Source organism: Pseudoclavibacter chungangensis (assembly GCF_013410545.1).
Taxonomy (GTDB): domain Bacteria; phylum Actinomycetota; class Actinomycetes; order Actinomycetales; family Microbacteriaceae; genus Pseudoclavibacter; species Pseudoclavibacter chungangensis.
On sequence record NZ_JACCFV010000001.1, the window covers coordinates 2,979,527 to 2,998,592 of the forward strand.

The 19,066-nt window shown below is 69.7% G+C and carries 16 protein-coding genes, 3 tRNA genes and 1 pseudogene; 8 read left to right on the top strand and 12 right to left on the bottom strand.

What is annotated here, in order from left to right; all coding sequences use genetic code 11:
- Positions 1-21: 21 nt before the first annotated feature.
- The 3 genes from HNR16_RS13175 to HNR16_RS19055 form a co-directional block, all read right to left on the bottom strand.
- A complete protein-coding gene (locus HNR16_RS13175; RefSeq protein WP_179558250.1) occupies positions 22-360 on the bottom strand; it encodes a tryptophan synthase subunit alpha in 339 nt (112 codons plus the stop codon).
- 195 nt (positions 361-555) lie between these two features.
- On the bottom strand, positions 556-2,040 hold the full coding sequence (locus HNR16_RS13180) for a sugar porter family MFS transporter (protein WP_158040694.1): 1,485 nt from the start codon (positions 2,038-2,040) through the stop codon (positions 556-558).
- Between the two features lie 556 nt (positions 2,041-2,596).
- A complete protein-coding gene (locus tag HNR16_RS19055; protein ID WP_158040693.1) occupies positions 2,597-3,880 on the bottom strand; it encodes a sugar phosphate isomerase/epimerase family protein in 1,284 nt (427 codons plus the stop codon).
- On the opposite strand from HNR16_RS19055, the pseudogene HNR16_RS19060 reads away from it, so the two are divergent.
- Together HNR16_RS19060 and HNR16_RS13195 are read left to right on the top strand one after the other, a co-directional pair.
- Positions 3,870-4,223: pseudogene (locus HNR16_RS19060) on the top strand (Gfo/Idh/MocA family oxidoreductase); the annotation flags it as partial. The gene HNR16_RS19055 and the pseudogene HNR16_RS19060 overlap by 11 nt on opposite strands.
- Entirely contained in the window at positions 4,218-4,928 is a 711-nt protein-coding gene (locus HNR16_RS13195) for a Gfo/Idh/MocA family protein (RefSeq protein WP_377700715.1), read from the top strand. The pseudogene HNR16_RS19060 and the gene HNR16_RS13195, both read left to right, overlap by 6 nt.
- Positions 4,929-4,967: 39 nt before the next feature.
- On the opposite strand, the gene HNR16_RS13200 is transcribed toward HNR16_RS13195, so the two are convergent.
- The 4 genes from HNR16_RS13200 to HNR16_RS13215 form a co-directional block, all read right to left on the bottom strand.
- Positions 4,968-5,041 (bottom strand) — tRNA-Met (locus tag HNR16_RS13200).
- Positions 5,042-5,069: 28 nt separating this feature from the next.
- A tRNA-Thr gene (locus HNR16_RS13205) sits at positions 5,070-5,144 on the bottom strand.
- 74 nt (positions 5,145-5,218) lie between these two features.
- The gene (locus HNR16_RS18885) at positions 5,219-7,054 is read right to left on the bottom strand and encodes a M23 family metallopeptidase (RefSeq protein ID WP_158040691.1); all 1,836 of its coding nucleotides are present in this window, start codon (positions 7,052-7,054) and stop codon (positions 5,219-5,221) included.
- 267 nt (positions 7,055-7,321) lie between these two features.
- Complete coding sequence (locus tag HNR16_RS13215) at positions 7,322-8,203, bottom strand: inositol monophosphatase family protein (protein ID WP_158040690.1); 882 nt, start codon at positions 8,201-8,203, stop codon at positions 7,322-7,324.
- Positions 8,204-8,348: 145 nt separating this feature from the next.
- Here HNR16_RS13215 and HNR16_RS13220 point away from each other — a divergent pair, with 145 nt between their 5' ends.
- From HNR16_RS13220 to HNR16_RS13235, 4 genes are all read left to right on the top strand, one after another.
- Positions 8,349-9,134 carry a DeoR/GlpR family DNA-binding transcription regulator gene (locus tag HNR16_RS13220; RefSeq protein ID WP_158040689.1) on the top strand — a complete coding sequence of 262 codons (786 nt, stop codon included), beginning with the start codon at positions 8,349-8,351 and terminating at the stop codon, positions 9,132-9,134.
- Positions 9,131-10,093 carry a 1-phosphofructokinase family hexose kinase gene (locus HNR16_RS13225; protein ID WP_158040688.1) on the top strand — a complete coding sequence of 321 codons (963 nt, stop codon included), beginning with the start codon at positions 9,131-9,133 and terminating at the stop codon, positions 10,091-10,093. The genes HNR16_RS13220 and HNR16_RS13225 overlap by 4 nt, the downstream gene beginning before the upstream one ends.
- Before the next feature lie 26 nt (positions 10,094-10,119).
- Positions 10,120-12,153 (top strand): PTS fructose transporter subunit IIABC, encoded by a 2,034-nt coding sequence (locus tag HNR16_RS13230; RefSeq protein WP_158040687.1) that lies wholly within the window; start codon positions 10,120-10,122, stop codon positions 12,151-12,153.
- Between the two features lie 77 nt (positions 12,154-12,230).
- Positions 12,231-12,500 carry an HPr family phosphocarrier protein gene (locus HNR16_RS13235; RefSeq protein ID WP_158040686.1) on the top strand — a complete coding sequence of 90 codons (270 nt, stop codon included), beginning with the start codon at positions 12,231-12,233 and terminating at the stop codon, positions 12,498-12,500.
- An 82-nt stretch (positions 12,501-12,582) separates the two neighbouring features.
- Here the strand turns inward: HNR16_RS13235 and HNR16_RS13240 are convergent, their stop codons facing one another.
- The 3 genes from HNR16_RS13240 to HNR16_RS13250 all read right to left on the bottom strand — a co-directional run bounded on the left by HNR16_RS13240 (position 12,583) and on the right by HNR16_RS13250 (position 14,527).
- Positions 12,583-13,659 carry a 2,3-butanediol dehydrogenase gene (locus HNR16_RS13240; protein WP_158040685.1) on the bottom strand — a complete coding sequence of 359 codons (1,077 nt, stop codon included), beginning with the start codon at positions 13,657-13,659 and terminating at the stop codon, positions 12,583-12,585.
- Between the two features lie 274 nt (positions 13,660-13,933).
- The gene (locus HNR16_RS13245) at positions 13,934-14,200 is read right to left on the bottom strand and encodes a GlsB/YeaQ/YmgE family stress response membrane protein (RefSeq protein ID WP_158040684.1); all 267 of its coding nucleotides are present in this window, start codon (positions 14,198-14,200) and stop codon (positions 13,934-13,936) included.
- Positions 14,201-14,445: 245 nt separating this feature from the next.
- Positions 14,446-14,527 (bottom strand) — tRNA-Tyr (locus HNR16_RS13250).
- Positions 14,528-14,690: 163 nt separating this feature from the next.
- On the opposite strand from HNR16_RS13250, the gene HNR16_RS13255 reads away from it, so the two are divergent.
- Complete coding sequence (locus HNR16_RS13255) at positions 14,691-15,179, top strand: YajQ family cyclic di-GMP-binding protein (RefSeq protein ID WP_158040683.1); 489 nt, start codon at positions 14,691-14,693, stop codon at positions 15,177-15,179.
- 25 nt (positions 15,180-15,204) lie between these two features.
- Positions 15,205-16,677, top strand: coding sequence for a cardiolipin synthase (gene cls / locus HNR16_RS13260; RefSeq protein WP_420850450.1), 1,473 nt, complete (start codon positions 15,205-15,207; stop codon positions 16,675-16,677).
- 15 nt (positions 16,678-16,692) lie between these two features.
- Here the strand turns inward: cls and HNR16_RS13265 are convergent, their stop codons facing one another.
- Positions 16,693-17,259 (bottom strand): hypothetical protein, encoded by a 567-nt coding sequence (locus HNR16_RS13265; RefSeq protein WP_158040682.1) that lies wholly within the window; start codon positions 17,257-17,259, stop codon positions 16,693-16,695.
- A gap of 403 nt (positions 17,260-17,662) precedes the next feature.
- A complete protein-coding gene (locus HNR16_RS13270) occupies positions 17,663-19,048 on the bottom strand; it encodes an FAD-dependent oxidoreductase (protein WP_158040681.1) in 1,386 nt (461 codons plus the stop codon).
- Between the last annotated feature and the right edge of the window lie 18 nt (positions 19,049-19,066).

The following is a 19,066-nucleotide window of genomic DNA, read 5'->3' on the forward strand; positions in this document are numbered from 1 at the left end:
CGACGGGTGCCGGAGCGACGGCTAGGCGACGCCGCGATTCAGCCAGCGGGCGCCCGTGCGGCCGAGGCCGGCGGCGAGCGCGTCGACCGTCGGGCCGAGCGCCGGGTAGGCGGTCACGATCGCGCGGAGCAACTCCTCGTCCTGCCCGGGCGTCCGCCGGACGCCACCGTCGTCCTCGATGATCTCGTCGCGGAGGAGCAGCACGACGAGCTCGTCGACGCCCGGCAGCTCCTGCATGAACTCCCACGGGTCCTCACCGGCGCGGACGCGTCCCTCGACCATCGTGGCCCGCTCGTCCTCGGCCTCGGCGCGCAGCACCTCGAGGCTCGCACGACGGGTGACCTCGTATCTCGTGTCCACCGACGTCCACCCCCTCGTCCTCTCGCGGCCTCCCGAACGCGGAGCGCTGCGCGCACCCGCTCGGGAGGCCGAGTGTAGCGCGCCCGTCGAACCGATCGGGAACGCGCCGCCCGGACGACACGATTCGGCCCCCGCGCACCGTGGTGCGCGGGGGCCGGATCGAACGGGTGGTCGCGGCTGCGATCCCGGGCCCGATCAGCTCAGGTGGATCGCCCCGGTCGTGACGTCCTCCTCGAGCTCCTCGAGCGTGCGGCCGCGCGTCTCGGGCACGAACTTGAGCACGAACAGGAACGCGATGGCGTTGACGATCGCGAACACGACGAACAGGCCCATGCCGATGGCACCGACGATCGAGGGCACGAGCAGCGCGAGGACACCGTTCGCGACCCACAGCACGAAGACGGAGACACCCATGCCGACCCCACGCATGTGTAGCGGGAAGATCTCGGACAGGTACACCCAGGTCGCGATGTTCAGGAACAGCTGGATCGAGCCGATCATGATCACGATGAGGACGAGGAACGCCCACGGACGGATCGGGTTGCCCTCGGGGAAGAGCAGGATCATGCTGACCGCGATGAGCACGTGCGAGACGGCGGTCAGTCCGTAGCCCCACAGGAAGTTCGTGCGGCGGTTGACCCGGTCCATCATGAAGAGCGCGATCGTCCCGCCGATCACCGCGATGACGCCGGGGGCGATGTTCACCCAGCCGATCATGTCCTCGCTGAAGCCCGACTCGGCGAGCATGCGCTGGCCGTAGTACATGATCGCGTTCACACCGGTGAACTGTTGCGCGATGCCGAGTCCGCACGCGATGACGAGGATGAGCAGGAGGTGCTTGTTCGAGAGCACGGCCCGGATCCCGAGCGCGCGGCTGTCGTTACGCTTCTCCTCGACGGCGACCTGCTCGATCTCGCCGAACTCCGCTTCCGCGCGCTCGTTCGAGCGGACGGTCTTCAGCACGCGAAGCGCCTCCTCACCGCGACCCTTCTCGATGAGCCAGCGGGGTGACTCCGGCATCCGCAGCATGCCGATGAAGAGGAAGATCGCGGGGATGGCGCAGATCGAGAACATGATGCGCCACACGCCGTCGTGGTGGCCCCAGAGGGCTGCGATGATCGCGTTCACCACGAACGCGGCGAGCTGACCGATGACGATCGCGAGCTCGTTGCGCCCCGAGAGCGAGCCGCGGATCTCGTACGGTGCGAGCTCCGCGAGGTAGATCGGCACGACCGTCGACGCGCCGCCCACGGCCAGGCCGAGGACGATGCGCCCGAGGACGAGCAGCGAGAAGCCGAGCGTCGTGTGCGTTCCGTGCTCGGGGCCGCCCGGCGACGTGATGACGAGCAGCGTTCCCGCGAAGAACATCACGGAGAGCGCGATGATCGTACGACGACGACCGATCTGGTCAGCGAGACGTCCGCCGATCATGGCGCCGATGGCCGCCGCGAAGATGAGCGAACTGATCACGATCCCGATCTGGATCGTGTCGAATCCCATCTCCGCCTGCAGCGGCCGCTCGGCCCCGTTGGCGACTCCCGTGTCGTACCCGAAGAGCAACCCACCGAAGGTCGCAATGAGTGCGACGACCCCCAGGCGCTTGCGGTGCGGACCGTCAGTGAGTGGGGGAAGCGACGCACCCCCACTCGACGTATGCGCCCCAGCCGGACTTCCGGACATATTCGACTCCTTCGTCTACTTTCGCACTCTTCACCAGTACGTGAAGAGTCGAGCTGATCGTATCAATGTCACGACAATACGACAATAGATCGACAGGGATCCGGGCCGTGCCGTCCGACACCGGTGTCGGGCCGGTGGTCCGCCCCGTATCCGGGCGCGTCGAACGCCGGACGACCACCCGGGAGCCGCCGGCTCACCGCCCAGGTGCTCGAGCCGGAGTTGTGCGGCGGTCCGGCCGAGCTCGCGTGTCCGGTGACTCACGGACACCAGCTCGATGAGCGGGGAGCACGATCTCGATCGCGTCGAATCCGACGACCGACACCTCGTCGGGCACGCGGATGCCGCGCTCACGAAGCGCCTAGAGTCCGTCGAGGGCCGCGAGGTCGTTGTGGGTGAAGACCGCCGTGAAGCGCGAGCCGCTCTCGAGGCGTTCGCGGACCGCGGCTCGGCCGCCCGCGATGGACATGTCGGTCTCGACGAGCTGCGCCCGGTGCCCAGCATCGCCTCGCGATGGCCGTGGTGGGGCGGTGTCAATGCTGTCGGGACGTGCAGGATGTCACGATGCCCGAGGCCGATGCAGTATTCCGTCACGCCGAATCGCTCGTCCGCGAGGACGCAGTCCACGATCCCAGCATCGACCCTCCTCCTCGCGAGCGCCCTCGGCATCGTGCTCGCGAAGCGTTCCGCCGTCCGCTGTAGCCATCGAGGACGACACCGTCGACGCGCAACGACCACAAGCGCCGCATGAGCGCGAGCTCCGTCTCGCCGTCGATCGACCCGACTGTGAGAACGGGCTGGATCGGCGTCTTCGCCGTTCCGTCGACGATCCCGCCGTGGATGTCGGCGAACACCGTGTTGCCGACGTCAGGCAGCATGATGTCGATCGCCTTCGTCCGACGGTAACGGAGTTCCGAGCCCGCTCCGGTGCATGATCGACCGTGAGGCTCTCGAGACCGCTGCGCACGTCGACGGCCGCCTCGATCCGCGTGTCCTTCGCGTGCACGTGCACGATCGCCTCCCCGAACTCGGCGATCGCGACCAACGGATCGGCGCCCATCCGGATCAGGTGATTGTGGTCGACGTAGAGCCGACGATCCCCGATCTCATCACGGGGCGGGAGCGTGGACGGCACGTCGTACACGAGCTGATCCGCGTGCATCTCGACGGCGAGGTGCGCGACGCCGACAGCACGAGCGAACCGCGAGAACGCCGACCAGTACGGGAGCACGACGTCGTTCCACTGGCACTCGGGCATCGCGTTGGTCTCTGGTGGCCACGAGGTCGTGATCCCGTTCGACATCGCGTCACCGTGCGTACCCGCTGGCAGACCGGACATGAGAACGACCCGCTCGACCCCGAGCTCGCCCGCGAGCCGGATCGCGTCGCTCGCGCTCGCGTCCGCATCGTCCTCGCTCGGGTACAGATGGTTACCGCTCGCGTTCATCGCCGAGAACTCGAGGCCCACGTCGGCGGCCTTCGCACGCAGCTCCTCGCCTCGCGTCGACAAGGCCTGCAGACCGGGCACGTCGCAGTGGGGGCGCGGTGAGCAGCTGCCCGCGCCGAACGCGATCGTTTCGGCCCCGACGTGCTGCGCGTGTTCGGGCGCCCGCTCGGGAGTCAGCTCGGGACGGGTTTCCGTGAGGACGCCGATTCGCACGGCGTGACCCTTTCGTTTCCAGCACCGCGCGAATTCGGATCCATGAAAGACCTCGTGCTCGACACCCCGGTCCGGCGCGCGCTCATGCCTAACCACCAGATCGACGACAACGGCGCGAGAGCGCGGAAACGGCAGCGCGACGTGCAGAACCAACTGGGAGGTCGCGCTCGTCGATACCGGCATGGCCGGACTGGCCCACGCGTGCGGCTATCGCAACGCGACGAGGCCCGGCGAGCTCGCCGACCTCATGGTCGAGTCGGCGGTCGTGATGGATGCGTCGGCCACGCCGGCCGAGGACGTCCGACGTCGCTACGGCTTCGCCGAGGCCACGAGCGACCTCGCCCGTGTGCTCGACGGCCCGACGATCGACGTCGTGAGCGTCGCGCTCCCGAACGTCGCACACCGCGAGGTGCTCGATGCGATCATCTGCAGCGGGCAACGCGTCCTCACAGAGAAGCCGCTCGGCCTCGACCACGCCGAGGCCGAGCTGCTCGCGCGTCTCGCGGCCGAGCAGGACGCGGTGCACGCGGTCGGCTTCTCGTACCGGCGCATCCCGGCACTCGCCGAACTCGCTCGCGTCGTCGCGGCAGGCCGGCTCGGCGGGACCCACCACTTCGAGTCGAGCTGTGACGCCGACCACGCGGCCTCCCCCGAGTGCCCCTTCGCGTGGCGCTTCGACCGGGCCACGTCGGGCGGTGTCCCGCTCATCGACCTCGGGGTGCACGCGATCGATGCGATCGACTTCGCGGTCTCGCCCATCAACGAGGTGCTCGGCGCCGACCTCCGGACGCACATCGCCGTCAGGCGTGACCGCGAGGGGCGGGAGCGGGAGGGCACGAACGACGACGTCGCGACGGCGATCCCGCGGACGGCCTCCGCCGCACCGTTCTCCGCGCCCGCCGAGCTGACGCTCGCGTCGAACGACGGGACCGCCGAGAACCGTCGAACGCTTGATCCCGTCTCCCGGGCGTCCGGGCTCTGCTACGAGGCGGCCGCCGCCACGCGCGATCACCGACGGGTCGACCGAGTCGCCGCTCATGCCGCTCGCCGAGAGCATCGAGTCGCTGCGCATCCTGGACGAGGTCGAGCGCCTCGTGCCGCGGCTGCGGCCGTCGCCCGACGATCCACCAACGTGGCACGCATGAAACGCGCGCACGGCCGGATTCCGATCGGGATCCGGCCGTGCGCGCGTCGTCCGCCACGTCGCCATCACCGGTGCGGGGCCTCGTGAACGCGAGAACCCCCGGCGATCCGCCGGGGGTTCCGTCTGTAGCTGGAGCGGGGCTTGAACCCGCGACCTCACGATTATGAGTCGTGCGCTCTCACCAACTGAGCTACCCAGCCGTATCACGCCGCCGGTAGAGCGGTGCGATGGAGCCCCGAGTCAGGATTGAACTGACGACCCCTTCCTTACCATGGAAGTGCTCTACCACTGAGCTATCGGGGCGAGATGCCGTTCGGGCTTGTGGCTCGAAATGGCACCGGTCGAGCATAGCACCTCGCGGGTGCCACGCTCACCACCTACGCCTGCACGGGCGCATCCGGCCGCACGACGGTCGTCTGCGGAACGTTCTTGGCCTTGAGGAAGGCGAACGGGTCGATCTTCACGTCGCCCTGGTGCACCTCGAGGTGCAGGTGGGCACCCGTCGACGAGCCCGTGTTCCCGACCTTGCCGAGCTCGTCACCGACGTTGACGACCTGGCCGACCTGGACGGCGACCGAACCCTCGAGCATGTGACCGTAGACCGACTGGTACGTGACGCCGTCGATGACGTGCTCGACGATGACGTGGACTCCGAGCCCACCGCCGTCGGTCGGGAACACGGCGACGACGCGACCGGCCGCGATCGAACCGATGGGCGTGCCCTCGCCGGGCGTGAAGTCGACGCCCTTGTGGTCGCTCGAGCAGCCCGAGCACGGAGCCGTCCGCGAACCGAAGTAGTCGGAGATGATGACGCCGACCGGGAACGGCCACTGCACCGCCGAGGTGAGGTCGTTCGAGTACGCGTTGGCGTCGGGCCGCTTGATACCCGTCGCCATGTTGAAGGCCGTCGCCGTGCCCATCGTCGCGACGGCGTAGCCCTCGTCGCGGTCGACGCTCTCGTCCGCGAGATCCGCCCCGACCGTGAGGGTCTGACCGTCGATGTTCGCACCGTCGGCGACGCTGTCGCCGATACCGGGCACCTCGCTCACGGCATTGGCGGGGAGCGTGGTGGAGACCGCGACGCTCGCCGCGAATCCGAGCGCGGCGACGCCGGCCGCACCGCGGACGACCGCGCCCCGACGCTTCGCCGGGCTGCCGCGCTTGACACGCACGAACGCGCGGGACGAGCCGCGACCCCGCGCGACCGGCTGCAGGGCGGCCGCGTTGCGTCGGAAGCTCAGTGGGATCTCGATGTCGGCATCGACGTCCGACTCGAGCGGCTCGATGACGGGAGCGATGTGCTCGACACGGCTCGGAACGACCGCGGCCGGAACAGTGCGCCGCGTGGACGAACGCCGTCCGTCGTTCCGCGTGGCGGGGACGAGCGCCACCGCCACGGGCTGGACGTCGTCGGCGACGACCGGTGCACCCGCACCCCGGGCGGCGGACTCGACGACGGACAACTCCGCGGTCGGCGCGTACGACGGCTCGGGCGTGGGCTCCTGGGCGGACCGTGCACGGGTCGAACGCTCACGGGGCGACGACTCGATGTTCACGACGGGCGCCGGGGCCGCGACGAGGGCGGGCTTCCGGTCGGCGTCGGCGGGAGCGGCGGGACGCTCGACGGCGGGTGCGCGCCGGGCCGCTTCGCGCTCGGCGAGCGGGCGGCCGGGCTCGCTCGGCGCCTGGGCGACCGGGCGGGGACCACGGTGCGCGACGAGACGAGCGGGCGCCTCCGAACGGGGAGCCGCGGTCGACGCGACATCGGGCCGCTCGGTCGGACGAGCCTGTGCGACGCCCGGCCGAGGGGTGGCGTCGGGCGCCGTGAAGGGTGCCGAGCCGGACTCCTGCCGGAGCGCGCGGCGCCCCGAGGCGCGCGTCGGCTCGGTGGGCGCGACGGACTCCGACGCGCGACGACGCACACGCGCGGCGGGCGGGTCGACGGGCAGCGTGTCGTGGACCTCGGGCGCGGGTGCCGGACGGTCGGCGTTCTCCGCGGCACGACGCGCTCGACGCGAGAGCCGCGTCACCTCGCCCGTCTCGGTCGACTCGGTCGACACCGGGGCCACCGGAGCGACGGCGGGTGCCTCAGGAGCGATACGTGAGCTGGTCACGGGCGCGGGAGCCGCCTGCGAGGCCGAGGCGGCCTCGACCGCCGCCGCGTTCGGCGTCACGCTCTCGGCCGCGTCACGGCGGGCCCGCCGGGTCGCCACTGCCGGCTCCGAGGACTTCGCAGCACGCTCGGCCTCACGGATCGCTCGTCGTGAAAGCGTGGCGTCTGCGGCCTTCGGCGAGCAGTCAGGCGATGAAGTCACAGGGTGCGGTCCTCGGCGGTCGGGTAACGGACTCGTAAATGGTAACGGTACGATCACGGAAAGATCAAGACGAGTTGGACGATGGCGCAGATTCGACTGTACAAGCCCCCGATTTTCGGGGCATGACTCGGCTGCCGGCTCGTGCGGTTTCGACTGAGCGTCCGCCTAGCCGAGCTCGAGCGCGACCTCGGCCGGCGCGATGCGTTCGAACGCCTCGACGAGCACCTCGGGCCCCGCGATCACGAGCCGACGCGACTCACGCAACCCCTCGCCGCCGGTGACACGGGCACCGGCCTCGCGCGCGATGAGCGCGCCGGCCGCGTGATCCCACGCATTGGTCCCCGCCTCGTAGTAGAGGTCGTATCGACCGGCCGCGACGTTGCACAGATCGAGCGCGGCCGCCCCCATCCGGCGGAGGTCCCGCACGCGCGGGGCGAGCGCGGCCCAGGCGACGGCCTGACGTCCGCGACGATCTGCCTCGTACCCGAATCCGGTTCCGACGAGGGCGAGCGAAAGGTCGGTCTGCGTGCTGCACGCGAGGGGCGCGCCGCCGAGTTCGGCCCCGCCACCCCGAACGGCGGTGAAGCACTCGCCGAGCGCGGGGTTGACCACGACACCAACGAGCGTCGCGTACGCATCCGACGCAGGATCGCCCGCGACGAGTGCGATCGAGACCGCGTACGCCGGGATCCCGTACAGGTAGTTGACGGTGCCGTCGATCGGATCGACGATCCACGTGAAATCCCCCGCGGATTCCGTGGGCGAGGACTCCTCGCCGAAGAATCCGTCGTCGGGCCGGGCTGCGGCGAGGCGCGCACGGACGACGGCCTCCACCTCACGATCGACCTCCGTCACGACATCGACGGGCGACGATTTCGTGTCGGCGACCTCCACGCCGTGCAGACGTCGATCACGCGCGAGCGCGCCGGCCTCGAGCGCGACGTCGACCGCGAGCGCGCGCAGCCGCTCGAGTTCCGACTCGGACACCGCATCGGCGATCCGGCGGGCGTCGGGATCCTCGGACGGGACCGTGCTGGAGGTCGTCATACCCCGAGCGTAGCGATCCAGCGGGTGGGCGCCATGGTGAGGCGAGCGGGAAGCGATCTGTGCATCTGTGGTTTTTTCTTTGTTTATCTTGTTTTACCTGTGTTTGGGGCGTACGCTCGTCACACGACGACCAACGGAGGACGGGATGTACGCAACGGAGCGGCAGGCGCAGATCGAGCGCCTCGTGACAACGGCCGGGCGGGCCTCGGTGGCCGAACTCGCCGAGCGACTGCAGGTCACCACCGAGACGATCCGCCGTGATCTCGATCGGCTCGAGAGCATCGGTGACGTCCGCCGTGTCCACGGCGGTGCCGTGGCCGCGGACCGTGGGAGCACGACGGAGCGCGACCTGTCCGAGCGCTCCGCGCAGGACCTCGATGCGAAGCGCGCGATCGCCGTGGCCGCCGCCGCGATGGTGCCGCCGCGATTCGCGGGCACGCTCCTGCTCGACGCCGGCAGCACGACCGAACTCGTCGCCGAGAAGCTCGCCGCTCGACCCGCCGCCGAGGTCGCGGCACTGACCGTCATCAGCAACTCGGTCCCCGTCATCGCACGACTCGCGGGCAATCCGGCGATCGGGCTCGTCGCCCTCGGCGGTCGGGTCCGTGGCCTCACGGCCGCCGCCGTCGGCCCCACGACGATCGAGCAGCTGCAGGACATGCGCACCGACCTCGCCTTCATCGGTACGAACGGCGTCGCATCGGCCTTCGGCCTGTCGACCCCCGACCCGGACGAGGCCGCCGTGAAGCGGCAGATGGTGCGTTCCTCCCGCCGCACCATCGCCGTCGCGGACGCCAGCAAGTTCGGCGCGGAAGCGCTCACGCGATTCGCGACGCTCGACGAACTCGACGGGCTCGTGACCGACAGCGCCCCGGACGCGTCGCTCGCCGACGCGCTCGAGGGCGCCGGCGTCGAGGTGGTGCTCGCATGATCGTCACCCTGACCGCGAACCCCGCGATCGACCGGACCATCGAACTCACCGGCGCGCTGCGCCGCGGCGACGTGCAGCGTGCCGCGCGGAGCGACGTGCAGGCGGGCGGCAAGGGCGTCAACGTCTCGCGGGCCCTCGCGGCCTCGGGCGTCGAGACGCTCGCCGTCTTCCCCGCTGCGGCCGACGACGCGTTCACGCGCCTCGTCGCGGCCTCGGGGCTCCCGCACCTCGCCGTCCCAGTGACGGGCACGGTGCGAACGAACATCGCGGTCACCGAGCCCGACGGCACGACGACGAAGCTCAACGAGCCCGGGCCGCGCCTCGACGAGGCCGAACTCGACGCGCTCGGCGCCGCCGTCGTCGCGGCCTGCCGAGGGGCCGCCTGGCTCGTGATCGCCGGCTCGCTGCCGGCAGGCCTCCCCGCGAACACCTATACGACCCTCGTGTCGCGCGTCCGCTCGGAACTCGGTGCCGCGGCACCGCGCATCGCCGTCGACAGCTCGGGCGCTCCGCTCCGCCACCTCGTGCACGGCGACGAGCCCATCGACCTCATCAAGCCGAACGCCGAGGAACTCGCCGAACTCGCGGGACACGGCGACCCGGAGGCACTCGAGGCCTCCCCCGAACTCGCGGCCCGCATCGCCACCGAGTCGCTCGGGGCCGCCCGAGCCGCACTCGTCACGCTGGGCGCGACGGGTGCCCTGCTCGTCGAGTCCGGTGGCGCACGGTTCGCCGCATCGCCACGCATCCGGGCCGTTTCCACGGTCGGGGCGGGCGACTCGTCGCTCGCGGGATTCCTGCTCGCGTCCGCCGAGGGGCAGGGCACCGACGGCGCCCTCGCCCAGGCCGTCGCGCAGGGTGCCGCGGCGGCCGCACTCCCGGGCTCGACCCTGCCCGCCCGCGCCGACACCCGGCCCGAGAACATCACGATCACCGACGTGTCCACGCGGACACGCTGACACCGAGGAAGAAAGAGGAGACACCGATGTCCGAACTGATCACCCCCGAGCTCGTCGAGCTCGACCGGGATCTGGGGCCCGATGCGGAGCACGTGATCCGCGCGCTCGCCGCACTCGTGGTGTCACAGGGACGCGCGACCGATGCCGACGAGCTCGCCGCCGATGCCCTCGCCCGCGAGGCCAAGGACGCCACCGGCATCCCCGGCGGCATCGCGATCCCCCACTGCCGCTCCGCGTCCGTCACGGCGCCGACGCTCGCCATGGCGCGCCTTCGACCCGGCGTCGACTTCGGCGCGCCCGACGGTCCCGCCGACCTCGTGTTCTGCATCGCGGCACCCGAGGGGGCCGACGACGCGCACCTGTCGATGCTCTCGAAGCTCGCGCGGTCGCTCATCAAGCCCGAGTTCACGCAGGCGCTCCGCGACGCGGCGACGCGCGACGACATCGTCGCGCTCGTCGACGGGGCCCTGAGCGACGCGCCCGCGCCGGCCGCCGCACCGACCCCCGCGCCGGCCGGCACCGATGCGGACGCGGCCGTCGACACCGCGCCGGACGGCAGCCGCACGCCGCGCATCGTGGCCGTCACGGCCTGCGCCACCGGCATCGCCCACACGTTCATGGCCGCCGACGCGCTCACCGCCGCCGCGAAGAAGGCGGGCGTCGAGTTCCACGTCGAGCCACAGGGTGCGACGGCCGTCACGCCGCTCGACCCGGCGATCGTCCGGGACGCCGACGCCGTGATCTTCGCGACCGACGTCGACGTGCGCAACCGCGCCCGGTTCGCGGGCAAGCCCGTCATCCAGGTGCCGGTCAAGCGCGGCATCGACCAGGCCGACGATCTCATCGCCCGTGCGGTGACCGCGGCGGCCGACCCCTCCGCGAAGCGTGTCGCGGGTGCGGGCAACGCAGAGGCGGCCGAGGAGTCGACCGATCGCGAGCGCGTCGGCGCACGCATCCAGCGCTGGCTCATGACGGGCGTCAGCTACATGATCCCGTTCGTCGCGGGTGGCGGTCTGCTCATCGCGATCGGCTTCCTGCTCGGCGGGTACTCGATCAGCGAGAACGCGGGCGACATCATCCTCCAGAACTCGCTCTGGAACCTTCCCGAGGGCGGACTCGGCACCTACCTCGGTGCCGTCGCCTTCGCGATCGGTGGCGCGAGCATGGGCTTCCTCGTGCCCGTCCTGGCCGGGTACATCGCGTTCGCGATCGCCGACCGCCCGGGTATCGCACCCGGCTTCGTCGCCGGTGCCGTGGCCGTGCTCATGAACGCGGGCTTCCTCGGCGGTCTCGTCGGCGGCCTCCTCGGCGGACTCGCCGCGTGGTGGCTCACGACGCTCAAGCCGCCGCGCTGGCTCGCGGGCCTCATGCCCGTCGTCATCATCCCGCTGCTCGCGTCGATCTTCGCCTCCGGCCTCATGGTGCTCTTCCTCGGCGGTCCCATCGCGCTGCTCATGAGCGGCCTCACGGATTGGCTCTCGAGCCTCACGGGCACGGGCGCGGTCGTGCTCGGCCTGCTGCTCGGCGCGATGATGTGCTTCGACCTCGGCGGACCGATCAACAAGGTCGCCTACTCGTTCGCCGTCGCGGGGCTCGGCCTCGGCTCCGTGAACGACCAGACGCCGTGGCTCATCATGGCCGCCGTCATGGGCGCCGGCATGGTGCCGCCCATCGGCCTCGCACTCGCGACCCTCGTCGCCCCGAAGCTCTTCTCCCCGGTCGAGCGGGAGAACGGCAAGGCCGGCTGGCTGCTCGGTGCCGCCTTCATTAGCGAGGGCGCGATCCCGTTCGCCGCGGCCGACCCGCTGCGCATCATCCCCGCGACGATCGTCGGCGGTGCGGTCACGGGCGCGATCTCGATGGGCATGGGCGTCACGTCGCAGGCCCCGCACGGCGGCATCTTCGTGTTCTTCGCGATCGGCAACCTGCTCTGGTTCATCATCGCGATCGTCATCGGCTCGATCGTGACGGCCGGGCTCGTGCTGCTCCTCAAGCGATTCACGCGTCGCCGCCCGCAGCCGGTCGAGGCCGGCGCGGACGCCGTCGCCGTCGCCGCCTGAGCCGAACTGTGCGCGACCCGAACACGGCGGCGCACGAATCAGACAGAATCGATCAACGCCACCGAAAGGAACAGACCATGGCAGAAGTCCAGGCAACCGTCGCGAGCGCCTCGGGGCTCCACGCACGTCCCGCGAAGCTCTTCGTCGAGGCCGTGCAGAAGCAGTCCGTGCCCGTCACGATCCAGGTGGGTGACGGCCCGGCGCTCAACGCGGGCAGCATCCTCTCGCTCATGGGCCTCGGCGCCGCACACGGCACGGTCGTGACGCTCAAGGCCGAGGGTGACGGCGCCGACGCCGCCCTCGCCGAGCTGAAGACGCTCCTCGAGACCGACCTCGACGCGGAGTAGTCCGCGACGAACGACGGCGCCCTCCCCGCGATCGCGGGGAGGGCGCCGTCGTGCTGTCGGTCGCGCCGACGGGGTCGGACCGTCAGAGACCCTCGCCCGACGGGGACACGAGGATCTTCACGGCCGTCTCGTTGCGGTTGATGAGGGTGTCGAAACCCTCCTCGACGAGTCCGTCGAGACCGATCTTGCCCGTGATGAACGGCTTCAGATCGATCTTGCCCGACTCGACGAGTTCGATCGTCGCGGGGTGCGAGTTCACGTAGGCGATCGTGCCGCCCACATCGAGCTCCTTCATGACGACCTTGTGCAGGTCGATCTCGGCGCGCTTGCCCCAGATCGACACGATCACGAGCACGCCCGTCGGACGCAGCGCCTCGACGAGCGTGTCGAGGACCGGCTGCACGCTCGTGCACTCGAACGCGACGTCCGCACCGCGACCATCGGTCAGACGGCGCACCTCCTCGACGACATCGACCTTGCTCGGGTCGATCGCGTGGGCCGCGACACCCGCATCGAGCACGCGCTGGCGGCGCAACTCGCTGAGCTCGGAGACGATGACCGTCACGTCGAGCGCCGTGAGGACGGCGGCCGTGAGGGCGCCGATCGGCCCCGCACCGCCGACGAGCGCGACCTGACCGGCCGAGACGCCCGAGCGCTCGACCGCGTGGTACGCGACCGAGAGCGGCTCGATGAGTGCGGCCTCGTCGAGCGGCACGTCCTTCGAGACGGGGTGCACCCAGCGACGCTTCACGACGATGCGCTCCGCGAGCCCGCCGCCCCGCCCACCGAGGCCGATGAAGTTCATGTCGGGCGACAGGTGGTAGTCGTGGCTCTCGGGCCCCGTGTCGACGTCGTCCCGGATGATGTAGGGCTCGACGACGACGTGGTCGCCCACCTGCAGGTCGTCGACCCCCTCGCCGAGCTCCGCGACGACACCAGAGAACTCGTGCCCGAGCGTGATGGGCGCCGACTCCCCCGAGATGGGGTGCGGGTGACCGTGCTCGGGCACGAAGATCGGCCCGTCGAGGTACTCGTGGAGGTCCGTCCCGCAGATGCCGCACCACGCGACGTCGATCGCGACCGTGCCCGGCTCGACCGCGGGTGCATCGATGTCCTCGATGCGGATGTCGCGGTTGCCGTAGTAGCGAGCTGCCTTCATGAGGTTCCTCTCGTCGTGCCCCGTGGTGCGACCGCGCCACGACCAGGGCGTTCCCCTCGATGATATCGCCGAGCGGTGCTCCCGAGACGGCGCGTCGCCCGGAATTCCGGGCGGGCGAGGCGTGTGGCGATGATCCGTCGGACGGTGACCGTGGTGCGTGCCTCAGCCCCGGTCCTCGCCCCGACGGGAGCAGCGTCCCGTCGATGTCGTCGCCGCACCGAGCACGAGGCCCGGACCGCGTTCGCGGTCCGGGCCTCGTCGTGTCGAGCGGGTGTCAGCTCCTCGACTTGCGTCCGGTGATGAGTCCCCAGATCAGCAGGACGATGAGCGAGCCACCGATCGCGAGCAACCACGTGGAGATGCTGAAGAACTCGTTGATGTCGACGCCGAACAGCAGTCCGCCGAGCCATCCACCGAGCAGTGCACCGACCACCCCGAGCAGGAGCGTCGCGATCCAGCCGCCACCCTGCTTGCCGGGCAGGATCGCCTTCGCGATGGCGCCTGCGATGAGTCCGAGGAGCAAAAACGCGATGAAGCCCATGAGACCTCTCCTTCCATCCAGAAAACCTTCGAGCGGGATATCCATTGACCGTAGCAGCGGCGCGCGGACGAATTCGGAGGATTATCAGGGAATTCTCACACTCGTCGCCGACACGCCGCAGAGACGGGGCACGAGTTGCGCATGTGCACAGGACTGATCCCGCGGGCCACGGACACCATTGGTCACGAACGCGTTCGAGGGCCCCGGCGATCCGTGATCGGATCGTGCCGGGGCCCTCGTGGCGGTGGCGAGTGAGGGATTCGAACCCCCGAAGGCTGAGCCGTCTGATTTACAGTCAGATCCCTTTGGCCGCTAGGGTAACTCGCCGCATGCAGGCGCCAGGGCGCGAACGTGCAGCGACGAGCCTACCGGGCCGGACGCGGAATCGCGAAATCGGATGCGCACGGCCTGTCGCGGGCGGTACGCGTTCCGACTCCGGCACCGCGCGAGCCACCACACCCCCGACACGCCGCCCCGGTACGATCGGGCCATGGCAGATGCAACGTTCGATGTCGTGAGCAAGGTCGACCACATGGAAGCGGAGAACGCCGTCAACCAGACCCGGAAGGAGATCGACCAGCGATACGACTTCAAGGGCACGGGCGCCTCGGTCGAGTGGTCCGGCGAGAAGATCCTCCTCAAGGCCTCGTCCGAGGAACGCGTCAAGGCCGTCCTCGACGTCCTGCAGACCAAGCTCATCAAGCGCGGCTTCTCGCTCAAGACCCTCGACTCGGGTGAGCCGTTCGCGTCCGGCAAGGAGTACCGCATCGAGTCGTCGCTCAAGGAGGGCATCGACCAGGCGAACGCGAAGAAGCTCTCGAAGCTCATCCGGGACGAGGCCCCGAAGTCGGTCAAGAGCCAGATCCAGGGTGACGAGCTGCGTGTCCAGTCGAAGAGCCGCGACGACCTCCAGGAGACCATGCGCCTCCTGAAGTCGGCCGACGTCGACATCGACCTCCAGTTCGTCAACTTCCGCTGACCCGGCTCCGACCCCCACGGCCGTGATCGACCCCGTCTCGTGGTTCTTCGACGCCCAGGGATGGGTGTCGATCGCCGTCTACGGGATCGGCGCCGCGATCATCCTCATCGCGATCGTCACGGTCCCGAACAACCGCCGTCCGACGACCGCGCTCGCATGGCTGTTCGCGGTCTATCTCATGCCCGGGCTCGGGCTCGTCCTCTTCTATCTGTTCGGCACCAACCAGCTGCCGACGCGCCGGCGACGCATGCAGGCCCAGGTCGACGATATCGTGCGCGAAGCGACCGCGGAGATCGACGAGTCGCACATGTCGCTCGACGACCCCGCGTGGTTCGGACAGCTCGTGCGCCTCAACCGCAACCTGACCGCGATCCCGCTCGCCGAGGACAACCGCCTCGAACTGCACTCGAGCTACAACCGCACGATCCGCACGATCGCCGACGAGCTCGACACCGCGACCGAGACGATCCACGTCCTCTTCTACGCGATGTCGTACGACGAGATCACCGCCCCGTTCTTCGATGCCCTCGAACGTGCCGCCCGCCGCGGCGTCACCGTCCGGGTGCTCTACGACCACATCGGCTCCTTCCGCTACCGCGGCTACCGCCGCATGAAGCAACGCCTGCGTGAGATCGGCTGCGAGTGGCACCCGACACTCTCCATCTGGCCCTGGCAGGGTGGCATCCAACGCATCGACCTCCGCAACCACCGGAAGATCGTCGCGATCGACGGACGCGTCGCATACATGGGCTCGCAGAACCTCATCGCCCGCGACTACCACAAACGCGGATCGAAACTGCAGTGGAAGGACCTGTCGCTTCGCATCGAGGGGCCCATGGCCGCCGGGGCGAACGCCGTCTTCATCTCCGACTGGTTCGGTGAGACGGGCGAACTCCTCGAACCGTCGGCACCCGAATGGGTACGGGCCGCCGGCGACCGCAGCGAGGGCTACGCGTGCCAGCTCGTCCCCTCCGGTCCCGGCTACGAGAACGAGAACAACCTCCGCCTCTTCAACCAGGCGTTCTACTCCGCCGAGAAGCGCATCGTCATCGCGAGCCCCTACTTCGTGCCCGACGACTCGCTGCTCTACGCGATCACGACGGCCGTGCAGCGCGGCGTCGAGGTCGAACTGTTCGTCGGCGAGATCGGCGACCAGTTCTTCGTCTACCACGCGCAGCGCTCGTATTACGAGGCCCTCCTGCGCGCGGGCGTGCGCATCTGGCTGTATCGGGCGCCCTACATCCTCCACTCGAAGCACTGCACGATCGACGACGCCGTCACCCTCATCGGTTCGAGCAACATGGACATGCGGTCGTTCACCCTCAATGCGGAGCTCATGCTCCTCGTGCACGGTTCCACGTTCGTCGACCGTGTGCGCGAGATCGAGAACGGCTACCGGCAGCGCTCGCGCGAACTCACGCTCGCGGAATGGCTCGATCGGCCACTGCTCGGCCGGGCCGTCGACAACGTCGCTCGCCTCACGAGCGTGATCCAGTGAGCGCCTGAGACGACGTCAGCGACGAACCGTGCCGCGCCCGAAGCGCAACACGTAGCCGTAGTCCGGGCCGAGCACCTCGTCCTCGTCGTCGAGGGCGCGCACGCGCGCATCCTCCCGCGGGTCGCCCTCCCCCGAACCACCGCAGCGCTCGGGTGGCGCCCCGAGCGTCTCCTCCACGAGTTCATCCGACGGCGCGAGTGCGCCGCTGAAGCTCGTGATCTGCAACACCCTGCCCCCGTGCAGCAGCGTGACGGAGTGCAGTGCGCACGATGGGAGCCGCACATCGACGCGCAGGCCGCCGTCCGACTTCGCGCGACGATCGATCGACACGTCGTCCTCGAACACCGCAACGACCGCCGCGTCGACCTCGTTGGGGTCGAACTGCCCCGCTCGGGGCGGCAGCTCCACGACGAGCCGCTGGACGGCGTGATCCTCACCCTCGGGATCAACGAACCACCCGACGCGGGACGTCGGGGCAGCACCGGTCGACGCGAAGTCACCGAGCAATGCCGACACGACCGACGACTGACGCTTGCGCAGCCGAAGGATCGCACGCGCCCTGCGCGACTCCACATCGCCCACCGGAGACCTCCCCCTCGTCGCACGGCGAACGGCCCGAAACCCGCCTCGGAAGCGATCGCTGCGCAAACGCACTAGCCAAAGACGGGGCAGTACCCCACCACACCTTATGGTATGGCCGCGCTGACGCCGGAATCCGATTGTCCACAGCCCACGAACGCACGAGCGGGGCCGGAATCCACACGTGGAATCAGGCCCCGAGAATGGTTCAGCCGGCGGCGGAGCTCCCCCAGAAACACGCCAAGGTCGCGACAGACCTTTGAATTGGCGCGGCCCCTGCCGCCGGCTGAAGCGAGTGGAGTGTGAAGTCCTGAGCTTCGCACTCGGTTACGCTCTCTGCGCGTGAGTTGAGCCTATGACACCCGTGCCGTCACTGCGTATGGGGAGAACTCCCCACGCCATAACATCATCCCTGAAACCCCGAGTCGCCCGAGTTCGCGCGGGAGACGCGGACCATCTCGCTCCGATCGACGACCTTGATCCGCTCCCGCCCCTCGGGCTGCCCGAGACCGATCTCGTGCGCATCGAGGCGGTGCCACCCGTCGAGATCGGTCCACTCGACCCCGCGGGCGCGCAGCAGCTCGACGACGGACGCCTCGTCGGGCTCCTCGGGAGTCCACCACGTCGACTCGTCGGCGACCAGATGCTGCACCGTCTCCATCGCATCCGACTTCGTGTGCCCGATGAGCCCGACCGGCCCACGCTTGATCCACCCCGTCGCGTACAACCCGTGCACCTGCTCACCGTGCTCGTCGACGACACGTCCGCCCTCGTTGCGGATGACGCCCCGAAGCTCGTCGAACGGCACGCCCGCGAGCGGCGAACCGAAGTACCCGACCGCGCGGTACACGGCCTGCACCGGGACGTCACGGAACTCCCCCGTCCCCTCGACGCCACCCGAACCGACCGGCTCGGTGCGCTCGATGCGCAATGCGCTCACGCGACCGTCCTCCGTCAGCACCTCGTCGGGTCGCGAGTAGAAGTGCAGGTGGATGCGCCGGGACGCGGTGTTCTCCCCTGCCTCGGCACGCTTTCGCCACGTGCCGAAGATGCGGTCGATGACCATGAGCTGCTTGTTGGCCTTCGCCTCGTCCGCCGCCGACGGATCGCGATCGAAGTCGGCCTCGTCGACGAGCACGTCGACGTCCGGCACCTCGCCCAGCTCGCGCAGCTCGAGCGGCGTGAACTTCACCTGGTGCGGCCCCCGACGACCGAACACGTGCACGTCGGTCACGGGGTTCGCCTTCAACCCCTCGTACACGTTCGCGGGGATCTCGGTCGGCAACATGTTGTCCGCATGCTTGGCGAGCACGCGCGCGATGTCGAGGGCGACGTTCCCGTTCCCGACGACCGCGATCGACTCGGCCTCGAGCGGCCAGGTCCGCGGCGCGTCGGGGTGCCCGTCGTACCAGTTCACGAAGTCCGCCGCACCGTAGCTGCCCGCCGCCTCGATCCCCGGGATGTCGAGCGGAGCGTCACGGATGGCGCCCGTCGCGAAGATGACGGCGTGGTAGTGCCGACGCAGATCGTCGAGCGTGAGATCGGTGCCGATGTCGACGTTGCCGAACACCCGGATGTCGCCCGAGTCGAGCACCTCGCGCAGCGCGCGGATGATGCCCTTGATACGGGGGTGATCGGGGGCGACACCGTATCGGACGAGTCCGTACGGGGCGGGCAGCCGATCGAACAGATCGATCGACACGTCGAACGAGCGCTCCGCCTTCAACAGGATGTCGGCGGCGTACGTGCCCGCCGGGCCTGCTCCGATGATGGCAAGGCGCAGCTTCGTCATGGGTCCTCCTGGATCGTG